At 54.6% G+C, this 12,623-nt stretch carries 17 protein-coding genes; all 17 read right to left on the minus strand.

Annotation, left to right across the window (positions count from 1 at the left end; translation table 11 throughout):
* Nucleotides 1-6: 6 nt before the first annotated feature.
* The 17 genes from OGV50_RS08520 to OGV50_RS08600 all read right to left on the minus strand — a co-directional run bounded on the left by OGV50_RS08520 (nucleotide 7) and on the right by OGV50_RS08600 (nucleotide 12,592).
* Nucleotides 7-585, minus strand: coding sequence for a tail fiber assembly protein (locus tag OGV50_RS08520; RefSeq protein ID WP_286488469.1), 579 nt, complete (start codon nucleotides 583-585; stop codon nucleotides 7-9).
* Entirely contained in the window at nucleotides 585-2,138 is a 1,554-nt protein-coding gene (locus OGV50_RS08525) for a phage tail-collar fiber domain-containing protein (protein WP_286488470.1), read from the minus strand. The genes OGV50_RS08520 and OGV50_RS08525 overlap by 1 nt, the downstream gene beginning before the upstream one ends.
* Entirely contained in the window at nucleotides 2,131-2,694 is a 564-nt protein-coding gene (locus OGV50_RS08530; protein WP_047463061.1) for a phage tail protein I, read from the minus strand. The genes OGV50_RS08525 and OGV50_RS08530 overlap by 8 nt, the downstream gene beginning before the upstream one ends.
* Nucleotides 2,687-3,604, minus strand: coding sequence for a baseplate assembly protein (locus OGV50_RS08535; protein ID WP_275149063.1), 918 nt, complete (start codon nucleotides 3,602-3,604; stop codon nucleotides 2,687-2,689). The genes OGV50_RS08530 and OGV50_RS08535 overlap by 8 nt, the downstream gene beginning before the upstream one ends.
* On the minus strand, nucleotides 3,588-3,941 hold the full coding sequence (locus tag OGV50_RS08540) for a GPW/gp25 family protein (RefSeq protein WP_286488471.1): 354 nt from the start codon (nucleotides 3,939-3,941) through the stop codon (nucleotides 3,588-3,590). Before OGV50_RS08540 ends, OGV50_RS08535 begins: the two co-directional genes overlap by 17 nt.
* Nucleotides 3,942-3,980: 39 nt before the next feature.
* Complete coding sequence (locus OGV50_RS08545) at nucleotides 3,981-5,096, minus strand: contractile injection system protein, VgrG/Pvc8 family (protein WP_286488472.1); 1,116 nt, start codon at nucleotides 5,094-5,096, stop codon at nucleotides 3,981-3,983.
* A 1-nt stretch (nucleotide 5,097) separates the two neighbouring features.
* Complete coding sequence (locus tag OGV50_RS08550) at nucleotides 5,098-5,313, minus strand: tail protein X (RefSeq protein WP_114647465.1); 216 nt, start codon at nucleotides 5,311-5,313, stop codon at nucleotides 5,098-5,100.
* Entirely contained in the window at nucleotides 5,288-5,758 is a 471-nt protein-coding gene (locus tag OGV50_RS08555; protein WP_058668937.1) for a phage tail protein, read from the minus strand. The genes OGV50_RS08550 and OGV50_RS08555 overlap by 26 nt, the downstream gene beginning before the upstream one ends.
* Complete coding sequence (locus tag OGV50_RS08560) at nucleotides 5,755-7,602, minus strand: hypothetical protein (protein WP_286488473.1); 1,848 nt, start codon at nucleotides 7,600-7,602, stop codon at nucleotides 5,755-5,757. The genes OGV50_RS08555 and OGV50_RS08560 overlap by 4 nt, the downstream gene beginning before the upstream one ends.
* A gap of 102 nt (nucleotides 7,603-7,704) precedes the next feature.
* Nucleotides 7,705-8,004: a phage tail assembly protein gene (locus OGV50_RS08565; RefSeq protein WP_114647467.1), complete on the minus strand. Its 300-nt coding sequence runs from the start codon at nucleotides 8,002-8,004 to the stop codon at nucleotides 7,705-7,707.
* Nucleotides 8,005-8,055: 51 nt separating this feature from the next.
* Nucleotides 8,056-8,562, minus strand: a complete 507-nt coding sequence (locus tag OGV50_RS08570) for a phage major tail tube protein (protein WP_058668933.1) — start codon at nucleotides 8,560-8,562, stop codon at nucleotides 8,056-8,058.
* On the minus strand, nucleotides 8,559-10,028 hold the full coding sequence (locus OGV50_RS08575; RefSeq protein ID WP_286488474.1) for a phage tail sheath family protein: 1,470 nt from the start codon (nucleotides 10,026-10,028) through the stop codon (nucleotides 8,559-8,561). The genes OGV50_RS08570 and OGV50_RS08575 overlap by 4 nt, the downstream gene beginning before the upstream one ends.
* Before the next feature lie 38 nt (nucleotides 10,029-10,066).
* On the minus strand, nucleotides 10,067-10,684 hold the full coding sequence (locus OGV50_RS08580) for a phage baseplate assembly protein V (protein ID WP_112002505.1): 618 nt from the start codon (nucleotides 10,682-10,684) through the stop codon (nucleotides 10,067-10,069).
* The gene (locus OGV50_RS08585; RefSeq protein ID WP_114647470.1) at nucleotides 10,677-11,231 is read right to left on the minus strand and encodes a hypothetical protein; all 555 of its coding nucleotides are present in this window, start codon (nucleotides 11,229-11,231) and stop codon (nucleotides 10,677-10,679) included. Before OGV50_RS08585 ends, OGV50_RS08580 begins: the two co-directional genes overlap by 8 nt.
* An 11-nt stretch (nucleotides 11,232-11,242) precedes the next feature.
* The gene (locus OGV50_RS08590; RefSeq protein ID WP_286488475.1) at nucleotides 11,243-11,740 is read right to left on the minus strand and encodes a hypothetical protein; all 498 of its coding nucleotides are present in this window, start codon (nucleotides 11,738-11,740) and stop codon (nucleotides 11,243-11,245) included.
* Between the two features lie 160 nt (nucleotides 11,741-11,900).
* The gene (locus OGV50_RS08595) at nucleotides 11,901-12,257 is read right to left on the minus strand and encodes a head-tail joining protein (protein WP_275149056.1); all 357 of its coding nucleotides are present in this window, start codon (nucleotides 12,255-12,257) and stop codon (nucleotides 11,901-11,903) included.
* Nucleotides 12,257-12,592 (minus strand): DUF2190 family protein, encoded by a 336-nt coding sequence (locus OGV50_RS08600; protein WP_286488476.1) that lies wholly within the window; start codon nucleotides 12,590-12,592, stop codon nucleotides 12,257-12,259. The genes OGV50_RS08595 and OGV50_RS08600 overlap by 1 nt, the downstream gene beginning before the upstream one ends.
* Between the last annotated feature and the right edge of the window lie 31 nt (nucleotides 12,593-12,623).

Raw genomic sequence — 12,623 nt, forward strand, 5'->3', positions numbered from 1 at the left:
ATCTCATCAGGCTGGTTGTTCATGCCACTTAATATCCGGTGCGTCATCTGGAGTGATGCGATTAATTAATACGCGATACTTTTTCCACTCAACCAAAAGAGCAGATTCTTCTTCTGTTGCAATACCAAGATCAACAGCATCCTGTAAAGGTGCAATTTTTGATGATGCCAGAGCAAGAAGGCTCTCTTTCTGCTGTGTAGCCTGAGCTACCAGTGCCAGTTTTTCTGCCTCTGCATCATGCGCCCATGCTTTACCATCCCACTTAACATACGAGCCATCCGGGGCAACTGAAACAACACCATCAGGCAGATTACCCAGCTTGTTAATTGCGATGGCCTGCCCTGTGTGGATGTCGTAAACGGTTTTTCCTCGGTGGTCTTCGACAAGCCCCCATTTACCTGCTTGATCGTCGAACACGGCAACGAAGCCATCCGGCGCATCAGGCGGGGCAATATTAGTGCAATATGCAGGTAAACCCGTATGCGCCGGTATGAAGCCATCACCTTTACCGATAAATTCGTTTGTATCTGCGGAGAGGTTATAGATGGTAATAATCCGATCCGAACCAGCCATTTTAAACGCCATTATGCAAGCCTCACGATGTGGTTAAATGCGATGTTTTTTACCGTGTTTTCTGCGTTACCTGCTGCGGAAACTGTAATTGCGTGGCTATGCGCGCCCAGAGTAACGTTATGAGAGTGAGCACCGATGCCTACTGTATGAGAGTGGGCACCGATACCTACTGTATGGGAATGAGATCCAGAAGAAGATGTCGTTGTAGTGTCAGTATTAATGCCCATTTCCCAGGCACCATTAGCAGGCGCGGTTTTCCATTCAAATTTTGGACCTTTGAATGTATGGGTGTGCGCCCCTGTACTGTTGGTAGTTTTCGTACCATAGTCAAAAGACGACGATGTTTTAGTACCGTAATCGAATGACGTTGTTGCTTTTGTCCCGAGATCAGTATTTGCAGCAGATGCGGGGTGGTTATGCGACTTAATACCATCTTGCTCCAGGGACAGCACTGCACGACCACTGGCAGGTTTACCCTTGATGGTTTGCCCGCGCATATCGGGAATAACGCCTGATGGATACGCAGCCCCAAGCAACGGATACGCATTCTTATCAAACGTTTGCCCCTGCATTAACGCATAACCTGCAGGAGTCACGTCTGACGGCCAAGGGATGGGGGCACCAACTGGATACGATTCAACTGGTTTGTTAGCAGTGTTATAATCAATGTCCCACCCAACGGTGACTGTTGGCCCCGCGTTCCAATCCTGGCGATAAGCTACCTCACCATGATGGGCATAATAATGCTGAAGCCATGTATTTTCAGAAACGACAACAAATACATAACCATAGCCGTATAAGTAGTTTCCATTCGGGTATTTAGGAAAGTCAGAAACAGTATCCGTATTTACAACTGCAACACGATACCACCCTGTTTCATTAGCTGAAGCCATTGTCTGACCATCGCGAATAACCCCGCGAACTTCGACTGGAACGCGACCATTAGCATTATCATTCGCCGCTTTTACTGCGGCCGGAGTTGCTGCCTGAGTCTCGCTGGTGCTGTTCGTCGCGCTGTTAAGCTGGACAAGCCCTTTTTGTTTTGTCGTCGCATCAACAACGCCGATCGATTCCCGTGACGCCTTCTGTGCTGCTGCCCCCCGCGCTTTAATTTCTTTCAGGTTCTGGTCAATGCGCAGAAACAGCCCGTCTCCCGTCGCAACCTCTAAAGTGATATTTGATGTGTCGGATACAGCCAGGCGAAACTGCATGTTCACACTGACGCCGCCTACCGGCTTATCGATCGTCGGGCAGTTCGCCACAGCATAAAGCTCGCCGGCATCAGTCAGCAGCCCCACTTCCCGGACAGTAAAGCCTCCTGCGTCCGTTGGCAGCACAATTTTAGCCATTAACTGGTTTGACTGTTCGGGAGAAACAACTAGTTCGGCAATACTGCCCCGGTATGTTTCATTCACCAGCCGGGTTTGTGCCGGGTTGGGCTTAACCAGTTTGCCGTTGCCGTCACCCACCACAAACCAGGACAGAACTATAACAGTGCCGCTGGCCAGCGCTTCCGCTTCCAGCTCTTTACCACGGTTTGTGATAATAGAATAGTAATCAGCCATGTGTTTCCTCGGCAAAAATATCTACATCGATATGTGCTGTCGTCGCACCCGAAATATAAAACGAACCATCCATACCTATATTTGCGATCACATCAATCCGGCTCAGGTAGCTACGCAGGTTTTTTGCCCGGTCCGTCAGTTGCCGGATCTGGTAATAAAGGGCATCGCTCACCCCCTGATTGCTGTGAACTTCAACCCTGAACGTGTACGGTGCCGCGCGCGGTGTATCCTCCCACCACTCCACAACCGTGGTCGGGAGATTTATGGCGCCCAGCGAGCGGCGAACCGCTCCTGCTGTCCCCCTGTGCTGGTGAACGTAGGGAGCGTCTTTTATCACCTGGCGTTTCTGCGCCTCCGTCCAGCTGTCATCCCAGAAATCAACGGCACTTTCCCACGCAAGCCACGGAAGAAGATGTGCCGGACAGTCGTCGGCATTCTTTACCTTGCGCACCATGTCGGTATCCAGCGCAGTAATCTGTTCTGTTGTGGCCTGTTCCTGTGCTCTTTCTCCCCCGGAAGCGCCGGGCGGCAGCAGGGAACGAAATTTATCAGCCATTGCCGTTTCCCTCTTCTCGCGTAACGTTAATCGCGGTACACCACGGTGCCTTACCGGCTTCAGCCTCCAGATCTGCGACCGGGGAAATCAGTTTCACCCTGACAACACCGGACTGTTGCAGCGCGGCATAGATTGCTGAAAGCGGGACGACGGCTTTTATTCGGTGAGAAAGGATGGTGTAGGCCCGCAAAACATCAGTCGCATTCTTCAGAACAGTCTGCGCGTCAGGGCCGTCCGGTATTTCAAGTTCGGCGGTCACTGCATACCTGACGATCTCCGCACTTTTAACGGTCACAAAGTCAGTCAGCGGCCGGACTTCATCAGCGCTCAGATTGCTCCTGACAGCATCCAGCAATGTTTCCCCCGCCGTGCCGTCTCCTGTTCGCGACAGAACGTACACATCCACTTCACCGGGACGGCTGTGTGTCTCCGGGCCACAGGCATCCGCGTCCAGCACATCGGTGTCCGCTGATTTGGCATGAAAGCGGTAAGCGTTTCGCGCACCGGCGGTGTTAAGCTGCGCCCAGGAAAGCTGGATACGCTCACGAAAGGCATTGTCATCCTCCAGAACCGGGTCCACGGGAGGAACGGCATTCGGATCGCCTGGTTCAATAACAAGCCGTTTAACATTGAATGCCGCGCCGAGTTGATCAAGATCGTCATTTTTGGCGCTGGCCAGGAATACTGCCCGGACTGCGTCATTGACACGCTGAAAAGCCAGCGTTAACTGGTAGGCTGTCACCTCTCCCTGTTTGTATGCCGGATCAGACTCCACCAGCGCATCAAACTCACTGTCCAGCTCCCGCAGCCGCGCCAGCCAGCGGGAAAAAATCTCCGAGGCATCCGGCACCACAATGGCATCCGGTACGGCCAGTTCGGACAGGTTGATCACGTCATAGCTGCTTGCCATAAATGGGTATGCCTCCGGTGCTCATCGGTAAATTGTTTTCCTTGTTGATCCCCTCGATATCCAGCACAAAGCCGGACTCGCCTTCAGGAAAAGAGACAAGTACGCGCGTCACCTTCAGTCTGGTTTCCCAACGGGCCAGCGCTGTCGCTGATGCAGCAATTATCCGCAGACGCGTCAGGTCATCCCGGGGGTTATCCACCAGCGAAAAGAGATCGCTGCCGTAGTCTCGTACCAGAACGCGGCTTCCGACGGGAGTGGTCAGTATGTCGCTGACGGACTGGCGCAAATGATCAGCGCCGGACAGGCGTTTTCCTGTCCGGTTGTTTACACCGTTCATGATTAAATTCCGTTATGGAACCGCCTGGCGGCGGGAGGGTTAACCGAAATAATCCGGGCCGTTCTTATCTTTGCCGGATTTTTTCGCAGATTTTGCGGGCCTGCGGATATCAACGACCAGGTTATACGTGTAACTGAACCCTGCGGGCGTCAGTGAAAAAACGAGTGATTCAACAACCCAGCTGCGATCTTCGCGGGAACCAAAGCCGGATGTCGTCACTCCGGCTTCGGCAGTTAGCGGAACATGCTTCGGTCGGCAGGGGCCTGTCACCGTCATTTTCTGTTCATTCCGCCCGGCCTGTGTCTTTCTGGCTTTTGCCTGCTGTTCGGCGGTGTTCTTCTCTGCCTGGGTATACGGGTTAGTCATTGCCGGGCCGTCATGTTCAACGGAGACCATTTTTGTTTTTCCATCCGCTTCGTCGTAGTAACGAACACCGATTTTCTTTTCAGCCTTTCCCCCGCTGCCAGTGGCTTTTCCCGTGGAGCTGCCGCGCTGTCCTTCACTGTAGGTCCAGTTCGACACTTCATCCGGTGTGACAGTGATCCCTTCGGTTTGTTTCCCGGAAACCGTAGCCGTTGCCCCCTGCTGTAAAAAAAGCCAGTAACCGCCAGCCGGTTTACTCACCGCATTGTAAGTACGGGCGAGACGGGACAGCAGATTCGCGTCGGATTCAGCAACCTGATCAATATGATCGATATGTATATCAGCAAGCCCGGCGGCAACTTTCGGGATAAGGCCATTATCCCTCGCAACCGTTTTGACAAGATCGGCCAGGCGCAGATTATCCCAGCTCCGCGTTTTCTGGCCTGTCACATCACCCGGTTGCTTCTGCGCATTCATCGGTGCAGCGGTTGCATAAATCTCGATTCGTCTTGGCGGCCCACTGCTGGCGACACCGCTGACAACAAACCAGCCCTTGTCCACCAGATGATTGTTAAAGCCCAGCGCCGCCTGCAGCCTGGCCCCCTTCGTCGGGAGGGCCAGCGTTTCAGACAGTAATGTAATTTTCAGCTCATCCGCTTTCGCGGTGGCGCCACCATAATCCGTCAGCGTCAGCTCCGCCAGGCTCTGCTGCAGCGCGCGGGTAATATCCTTTCCTTCTGCCTTAATACTGAATGCCGGAGCATATTCAGGCGATGTAATCTGATTAGCCATATTAATCCCACAAACTAAAAGGCGAATCCTCAACGGGCAGCACCAGATCAGGCAGGGTGATAAGCAGGCCGGAAGAGTAAACCGCCCCGTAATCCGCCAGCCCCTGATTTGCTTCCAGAACCTGTGTTACTGAATAAGAGAGGTTTTCAGTGCCATAATGCAAAGCGCAAATGGCATCCAGGACATCACCGTCACGGGTTTGATATATCGTCGGCATAATGTTTTAACGTCATGGTCCAGTTTTTATTACGATGGCCTCCACCGGGCAGAAAGCGGTTCGTTGTATCCGAAAAGTCAGTCACTACCCACCACCCGAGCACATCCCCTTCACCGCTGACCAGTTGCTGGGGTCTGGCCATGTCAGCAAGATCAAAAAGGTCATTTACCGCATCCACGCCTTTTCGAAAAAAAGCGTGTGCCTGTCCTTCAAGTTTTACAGTCCGCCCGGGCTTGCCGGTGTACTGGAGCAGGTCCTGGTTCCCTATCCGTTCCTGCTCACTCCACCGCCAGCTGGCTTCGCGTGTAAGCTGGTTATATGCGGTGGTATCAATCGAAAAGGCAAAATCCCCCAGCATCATCATGACACTGGCCTGCCGGGCGCCGCGCTGCGCGCCCGCCTGCCGCTGACCGGATTCTTCAATCAATGGAATGATTTCACTCACCAGATAAGCCCTCCATCAGTCAGGCTGTTATCACCGTTAAATGCAGAATTATTTTTGGTTACGGCTGACACCTCATCCGCAATGGCTTTCTCATCCTGGCCCGGCGCTGCATTGATTTCGAACCGGTACTCAAATTTCCGGTTGTCGGTGATCTGCCGGGATGGCTGTTTATCCAGGCTGTCTATCCTCTGCAGCAGCGCGTCCCAGTATCCGGCATCACTGGTTGCCCGCGCCGGATCACCGGATACATCAGGTCTCCTTGCGGATGGTAGCGAGTACCTGCCCGGATCGCTGGCGCTGCCATGCCCTCCGTTGTCCGACGGTTCAGACACACCAGCCACGGATAACTGAAACTTATCCCAGGCGCTGGTATTCTCCCGGGTATCACCAGCCTGGGATGCCCGCTCACGATTCTGCTGCAGGGCGGTATCCCAGTTCAGAAGCGTCCCGCTGCTGTCAGGAGTAAGGTACTTATCCAGTGATTTATTGAAGGTTTCATCGTCGTCTTTGATAAATCCCCTAGTGCCGATATACGCATTTTTCACTTCATCGGGCAGATTCGGGTTGTCAGCCAGCGTCTGCTCAAACCACTCTCCCTGTCCCTTTCTCTGAGCGGTCATTCGTGCGATATCAACCGATCCGGTCATTGCCAGAGATTTAAGCACCTCTTTCTGGTCAGAAGAACTGTCGGGCAGCAGCCATGAAAGCTTTTTAGCCAGCGCATAAATAATTTTGCCGACAAAAACGACGCCCTGACCGAAAGACAGGACGCCCGGATACAGATCATTACGCAGAAAAGTAACAATGCGTTTTATCCCGCCGCCTTTAAACCAGTCGGCAAGATCATCCGTCAGGCGCCGTACATCCGGGGCCAGCTCATTACCCAGTTGCCCGGATATTTCAGCAACAGCGGAGGAGAACACAGTACGCAGGTTACTGATGGCCTGATGCCCTGCAATCGCACCCTCTGCCCCTTCTTTTGTGACAAGGTTATAGCGGCGCTGCTCATCCATCAGTTCGCGGTAACTTCTGCCGGACTGTTTGATGAGCATCAGCAGTTTGCTGGCTTCTCCTCCGAAAAGGGAATCCAGCGCAAAGGAGGCTTTTGACTCATCCTCCAGGCTGAGCGCGCGCTCAACAATTTTATTGAACTGCGCCATATCACTGAGTCCGGCAAAATCACCGGCTTTGAAGCCCAGCGTTTCAAAAGCATCCTGCAGCGACCCCTGCTTACCGTTCTGCTTATACTCACCGGCTTTATGCAGATACTCTTCGAACAGATCGCCAATATTTTCCCCGTTCATATCGTACTGTTTTGCCAGCGTGTCCCAGGCATTAAACGTGGTGACATCCACACCGTAGCTTTTTGCCACATTCGCGCGCTGGGCGGTTTCTGCGTTGGTGGCTGCCGGGGCGATAAGCGTACCAAGCGCGGAGGCCACCACACCGCCGCCGCCAATCGCCAGCCCCGGCCCGACCATCCCACCCAGTTGCCCGGCGATCCCCAGCCCGCGCCGGAACAGCCCCTTGCCAGCGCTCTTGAATGACTGTATGCGCTGCGCTTTCTGCAACTGTGCATTCAGTTTCTGCTGTTCAGTCTCTGTTTTCCTGATCTCCCTGGACACTTCCGAATAACGCCGTTTAAGATCGCCCAGGCTTTCCCCCGCCAGCTTTGCGCGTTTAATCTCCGCAGCCAGCTTTGTCTGGTCCTTTGTCAGCCGTTCAGACTGCCTGCCGATATCCTTCAGGCTTTTCTGCAGGCCGTTTGCCGAACGGCTCCAGGAACTGTCGATGTTACCGCCGAAAGTAATAACGGCCTTAAGGTTCTGGCTTATTCCGGCCACGGTTCATTACCTCCAGTTCATCAGTCAGAAAATCGGTAAAAGTGCTGAACGGCATATCAAGATAATCCGCCATCGGAAAATGCAGACGCCGCCCGAGAAACCTTACTGCCCGGAGAAGTCCTCTTTCGGTCGCTTCGCGGGCGGGAGCATAAAAACGTTAAATGTGTCCAGCAGTTGTGCATAATCCGCCGCTGTCAGTTGCCAGATATCCCGTTCGCTGAGGTTGCAGAGCAGAGCGATCATGCGGGCTTCTTTTTCTTCTTCATTGCCACGATCCTTTGCATGAGCGATACGGTCACGAACAAGTGGCTCACGCATTGTCACTTCATCAAGTACCGCGCCCCCCTCAAGCGTGACGGGGGAGAACAGTCTGATTACACGGGTTTCACCGGGAATACTCATAAATAACTCCATAAAAAAACGGCCCGCAGGCCGTTATTGTAAAAAGGGGAATCAGAGGCGAACTTTTGCGGCCAGGCCGGACAGGACATCCACACCATTGACACGGCGCGCAAAACGCTCGGTATCAATGGCAAAAAGCTCCCGGCCCTCCAGCGACTGCCGGTAATAATTCACGGCAATATCCACCGTAACGGCATTTTCAGACAGGTTTTCTTTTCCACGGGCATCCGGTGTGACGGTCTGGACAAAACCTTCAATTTCCTCAACCGTCCCCCGCGCTGTACCATTGCCCAGATACCCCTGATAGGCCGTAAACCGGGAACGGCTGCCGCTGACAAAACCGAAGCTGGCAAGCATGTCAGCATCAATGCCATAGAATTTGACCTGGCAGGTCAGCGCCTCCATACCGTCATCCACCGGAGTGGGAGCGTCCTGGGCGCCGGTACGCAGATCTGTTTTAACAACAGCCAGAGACGGCGGCGTAAACTCATGCGCCCCCTGGATACGAATCCCCTGCCGGAAGAAGGTCCAGACGCGTAATGTATTTTTATCGCTCATGCTGCAAGCATCTCCTCAAGCGCATAGTTGTTGTTCACCCGGACACGCAGGCTGATGAGTTCAGTCGGCGATTTCGGCCCGAAATCGTAGTTGATGTACAGGACACCCGCAGCCATGCTTTCTGCGGTGTTCAGCTCTTCATCCAGCCAGGCCCGCCCGCCGAAAATGGCCCTCAGTCCCACAAGCTGGCGCATATAAGCATTGATGGTGCCGATAATGTCGTCCGCGTTCTCACGATCAAGAGGGCGGTCCACATACTCCAGCATGGCTTCCTGGATGCTGTCCTCAATCACATCCGCTGTACGTCGGACGGATTCAAAACGCCATTGTGGATCGGTCGCGCACAGCCGGTTCCCCCAGTGTTTAAACCCGGCACGGCGGATAATGGTGGAAACGTTCTGCATATTGAGCAGGTTGGCATCACAGTTCTCTTCGCCAAGAATAAATTCATCCACCTGTTCAACGCCCAGGATGTTGTAGATCTCCTGGTTGGATTTACTCCACCACCAGCCTTTTTCGTAATCGATTCTGGCGCGCAACCCGGCGGCAAAGGCAGAATAAGGACGGTACACCAGCTGGCCGTCAGCGTTACTGACCTGGACGCGCGGTCGCAGCAATTCTGTCCGTGCGCCATAGGACTGGCGGCGCTGCACCACTTCCTGCAGGGTTGCGCCGGAAGCACAGTCCACATAAGCGATCGCCCGGAGTTTTCCGGCGACGGTCTCCAGCGCTTTCCCCGCCGCATCGTCTTCACTGAAACCTGGCGCAATCACAATACGCGGCTGATACGTGGTGACAGATTTCGCTGATGACAGCAGCCCGATCCCCTTCAGGACTGCCGCGCGCTGTTTAGTTTCCTCACTCTCCTGCGCAACACGCACAACCACCGTCAGCGCATTACGCTGATCGTTGATATCGGTCAGGGCCTGTTTCAGCGTCCCGTTATCACCGAGGCGGGATAACAGCGTGGTCCCGACGACCGCCACAGGCATGTTGAGCGGAAAAGGTTCATCCTCGCCGCCGGATAGCTGGAGGATGAATGGCGAAACAAGCCCGCCTCCGGCGCCTGCTGCCTTTACCTTTCCCCCTTCAGCCTCATTGACGACCCCGGCCACCTCTGCGGGTGTGGCGGTAATGACGCCATTTTCATCGCAGCCCAGCGAGATCTTCAGGGTAAGCGACTCCGGGTCCCAGACCGCAGATGTCCCGACGGCAACCGGATTTTCTGCATCCGTCTGTCCGGCCACCGCTTCAACATTGATAATATTCCCGCCCCGCCCCTTCAGGGTTGCGGTGAAGTCGAGAACGTTATCCAGAATCGGCGTGCCGGATGACCCCGAAGCCGCTGTTCCGTCAGACGCGTCCGGGGCGGTTCCCACAAGGCCAATGATGGCCGTCTGAATCGTCGTGACAGCAACGGTTCCCGATGTCAGTTCAATTGTTTCAACACCATGTAACTGAGCCATGTTTTATCTCCAGGCATAAAAAAACCTGCCGAAGCAGGTCACATTTTCTGATTAGTTTTTCCCGTGGTCCCGCCGCTGTCGCCGGGGTGATCATGGTCGTTAAAGGTCTCGCGGATTTTGCTCATACTGCCGGCTTTATCAGTGATCTCCTTCGTGGCACCGATATTTCCGATCACATTCGTGTCGGCGTTGATCTGCGTTTTACCCTGGACGGTGAGGGTGTCAGTGATTTCAACAGGACCATCCAGCGTCCCTTTCCCGACGATGGTGTATGTGCCGCCCGCTGCCAGGGTGATCGTCAGGGCATGCGCCGCGCGGTCGTACCGGATCTCAGTACCGTCGCCGTAGCGGGTGATATGCTCACTTTCGCTGCCTCCCGGTACTGGCATCGCGCCGGTATTCCAGCCCGGATACACTCGTCCGTTGTTCAGCTCACCGGCCTCAGACAGCACCGTGACCGCATCCCCCACCGCATATGGATTGGAGTCCGCACGGTTAGCGCCCGCAAAGCCCTGACAGAGTGGCAGCCAGGCGGTAACGATATCGCCCAAATCGACCCGGCATTTCGGGATACCATCATGCTTCACTGAATGGATGACGCCGCGCCGCACGATGTTCGCCAGCCTGCGCTGTAAGTCACCCTCAATATCACTCATCAGGTTTTGCCTCGTAAATCAGCCGGTAATCGTCCACATGCGCGCGCCCAATATCCGGCGCCTTACCGAGCCAGACAGCTTTAAGCGGAGCATTCAGCTGCGCAAACGGATCTGCACCGAAGGCCGCTGACTGCGTGTAAGAAATACGCCAGACAAGATAGTCATCCATGCGCGGATCAAATTCATCGCGCCCGGCATCAATGAAAACGGCGGGTTCAGGATAATTCAGACCGAACTGCTGTCCGTCGATCCACTGGGTAATATCAGCCGCCGCCGTGCGCAGGAAAATTTCTGGCTTGCTGACGCCTGAAGCGGCGGGGTCCACCACCACAAAGAGATCGCAGGAAAGCACCACGTTCAGTTGCCCTTCGTTTCCCCCGCCCTGCTCCCAGCCGTTAATGGTGAGCCAGACAGCGGGCGTGACCAGGCCGGAAAAGCGCGGTACATTTTTTTCCGGGTAGGCATCAGCATCCCGGACCCATTCAATTTTTTTCAGCGCGCCGATCACGGCGTCGTGATACTGCGCCAGCAGGAGTGGCTCCGCCATCGTTCATTACCTCAGACAGAAATACGGGCTTTCACACGCCCGCGCAGATCGGTTTCAAAGTGATGCATAAAAATCTCCATCGCTTCTGCAAAGGCGTTATCCTCGATGTAGTTCAGCATCGGTTCGTAGATATCAATTTCAGCCTCATGGGTGCGGCGGGTCTGCGGGTCACGAATCACCACCGTCCGGCGGTTTTCCCGTCGGGAGCGTGCAACCTCGCCATTCTCAAACGTGCGTGCCGACAGCAGACGGCCTTTCGGCGTGAATCCCGCGTTATCGGCCTGCCGCCTGGCTTGAATGAATCGCCCGGTATTTTTGTCCCTGCGCGTGTGATGAGGCCTGATCCTGCCGGAAATACGCCCTTTGAGATCCTTCACTTTTATGGCGTTGAGACCAAACCAGAGACGAAAATTATCGAGGCGGGAACCGCGATCCAGACGGAATGAAAGCAACCGGCGACGCACCAGATTAATGCTTCTGGGGGCCAGGCCATCTTTCAGATCGGCCATTGCCTTTTTTCGTAATGTGGCCGCTGTCCGCTTTAATGCCCTTGAATATGCCGCGCGAAATTGTTTCTGGGTTGCCCCAATGCTTTCCGCTATTCCCCAGATAACATCCACATCAATATCGACAGGTAAATCCCGCCGCAACCGTGATCCCCGCGCCATATCAGCTCCACTTCGTTATTTCGGGCTGGGGCTTACCCGGCTCCCCGTATGCCAGTGTAACCCGTGTTCGCCCTTCTTCATCAGCACCGACATGAGTGACACGCCAGGGTAAATTGTTAATCAGGACCCGGTCGTGCTTTGACAGTCCGGCAATATCTGCGGTCATGGCGCTGAAGGCCGGGGCATGGTTCTGGATTTCTCCGCCTCCCGGCACGCTGACAGGCGCGTCCGGCGATTCGAAAATCACCGTAACGGGCCGCTGCTTATCACCGACAGAAATAATGGCCGGAACCTCTTCGGCAAATGCCCGGTCTATCCGGGCATCCGCTCTCGCCAGACGTTCACGGAAACGGTTCATCAGTAGCCAAGCCGTACAGGAACGAACTCGTCATCAGCAGCAGCCCCAGCCCAGGCCGTACCCGCCAGAGGGTTCGGCGCAGCCTCCTCACCCGCTTCCGCAGTCAGTTTACCGTCTGCCAGATACAGTTTCTGGCCAACAGTGACCACTTCAGCCGCCTTTGGAAGTACGAATACGCCTGTGGTATGCAGTACGCCCCACAATCCTGCCGGGATATCATCGTGAGCTACGCCCACCAGCGCCCCTGAAAGTACGGCTTCACCTGAATGAATATCTGCCGCACCGGTATTATGAAAATCAAGAGTGTTGCCGTCCTGCTGATAGTTCTTCGCCATTTTTCTCTCCGGATGAAAAGGAGCAGCACGC

It is taken from the genome of Citrobacter sp. CK180, assembly GCF_030333655.1.
Taxonomy (GTDB): Bacteria; Pseudomonadota; Gammaproteobacteria; order Enterobacterales; family Enterobacteriaceae; genus Citrobacter_B; species Citrobacter_B koseri.

Bases quoted from the DNA above. Each gene is read 5' to 3' on its own strand.
- OGV50_RS08520 (WP_286488469.1), bottom strand. From the start codon at position 585: ATGGCGTTTAAAATGGCTGGTTCGGATCGGATTATTACCATCTATAAC.
- OGV50_RS08525 (WP_286488470.1), bottom strand. From the start codon at position 2,138: ATGGCTGATTACTATTCTATTATCACAAACCGTGGTAAAGAGCTGGAA.
- OGV50_RS08530 (WP_047463061.1), bottom strand. From the start codon at position 2,694: ATGGCTGATAAATTTCGTTCCCTGCTGCCGCCCGGCGCTTCCGGGGGA.
- OGV50_RS08535 (WP_275149063.1), bottom strand. From the start codon at position 3,604: ATGGCAAGCAGCTATGACGTGATCAACCTGTCCGAACTGGCCGTACCG.
- OGV50_RS08540 (WP_286488471.1), bottom strand. From the start codon at position 3,941: ATGAACGGTGTAAACAACCGGACAGGAAAACGCCTGTCCGGCGCTGAT.
- OGV50_RS08545 (WP_286488472.1), bottom strand. From the start codon at position 5,096: ATGGCTAATCAGATTACATCGCCTGAATATGCTCCGGCATTCAGTATT.
- OGV50_RS08550 (WP_114647465.1), bottom strand. From the start codon at position 5,313: ATGCCGACGATATATCAAACCCGTGACGGTGATGTCCTGGATGCCATT.
- OGV50_RS08565 (WP_114647467.1), bottom strand. From the start codon at position 8,004: ATGAGTATTCCCGGTGAAACCCGTGTAATCAGACTGTTCTCCCCCGTC.
- OGV50_RS08570 (WP_058668933.1), bottom strand. From the start codon at position 8,562: ATGAGCGATAAAAATACATTACGCGTCTGGACCTTCTTCCGGCAGGGG.
- OGV50_RS08575 (WP_286488474.1), bottom strand. From the start codon at position 10,028: ATGGCTCAGTTACATGGTGTTGAAACAATTGAACTGACATCGGGAACC.
- OGV50_RS08580 (WP_112002505.1), bottom strand. From the start codon at position 10,684: ATGAGTGATATTGAGGGTGACTTACAGCGCAGGCTGGCGAACATCGTG.
- OGV50_RS08585 (WP_114647470.1), bottom strand. From the start codon at position 11,231: ATGGCGGAGCCACTCCTGCTGGCGCAGTATCACGACGCCGTGATCGGC.
- OGV50_RS08590 (WP_286488475.1), bottom strand. From the start codon at position 11,740: ATGGCCGATCTGAAAGATGGCCTGGCCCCCAGAAGCATTAATCTGGTG.
- OGV50_RS08595 (WP_275149056.1), bottom strand. From the start codon at position 12,257: ATGAACCGTTTCCGTGAACGTCTGGCGAGAGCGGATGCCCGGATAGAC.
- OGV50_RS08600 (WP_286488476.1), bottom strand. From the start codon at position 12,592: ATGGCGAAGAACTATCAGCAGGACGGCAACACTCTTGATTTTCATAAT.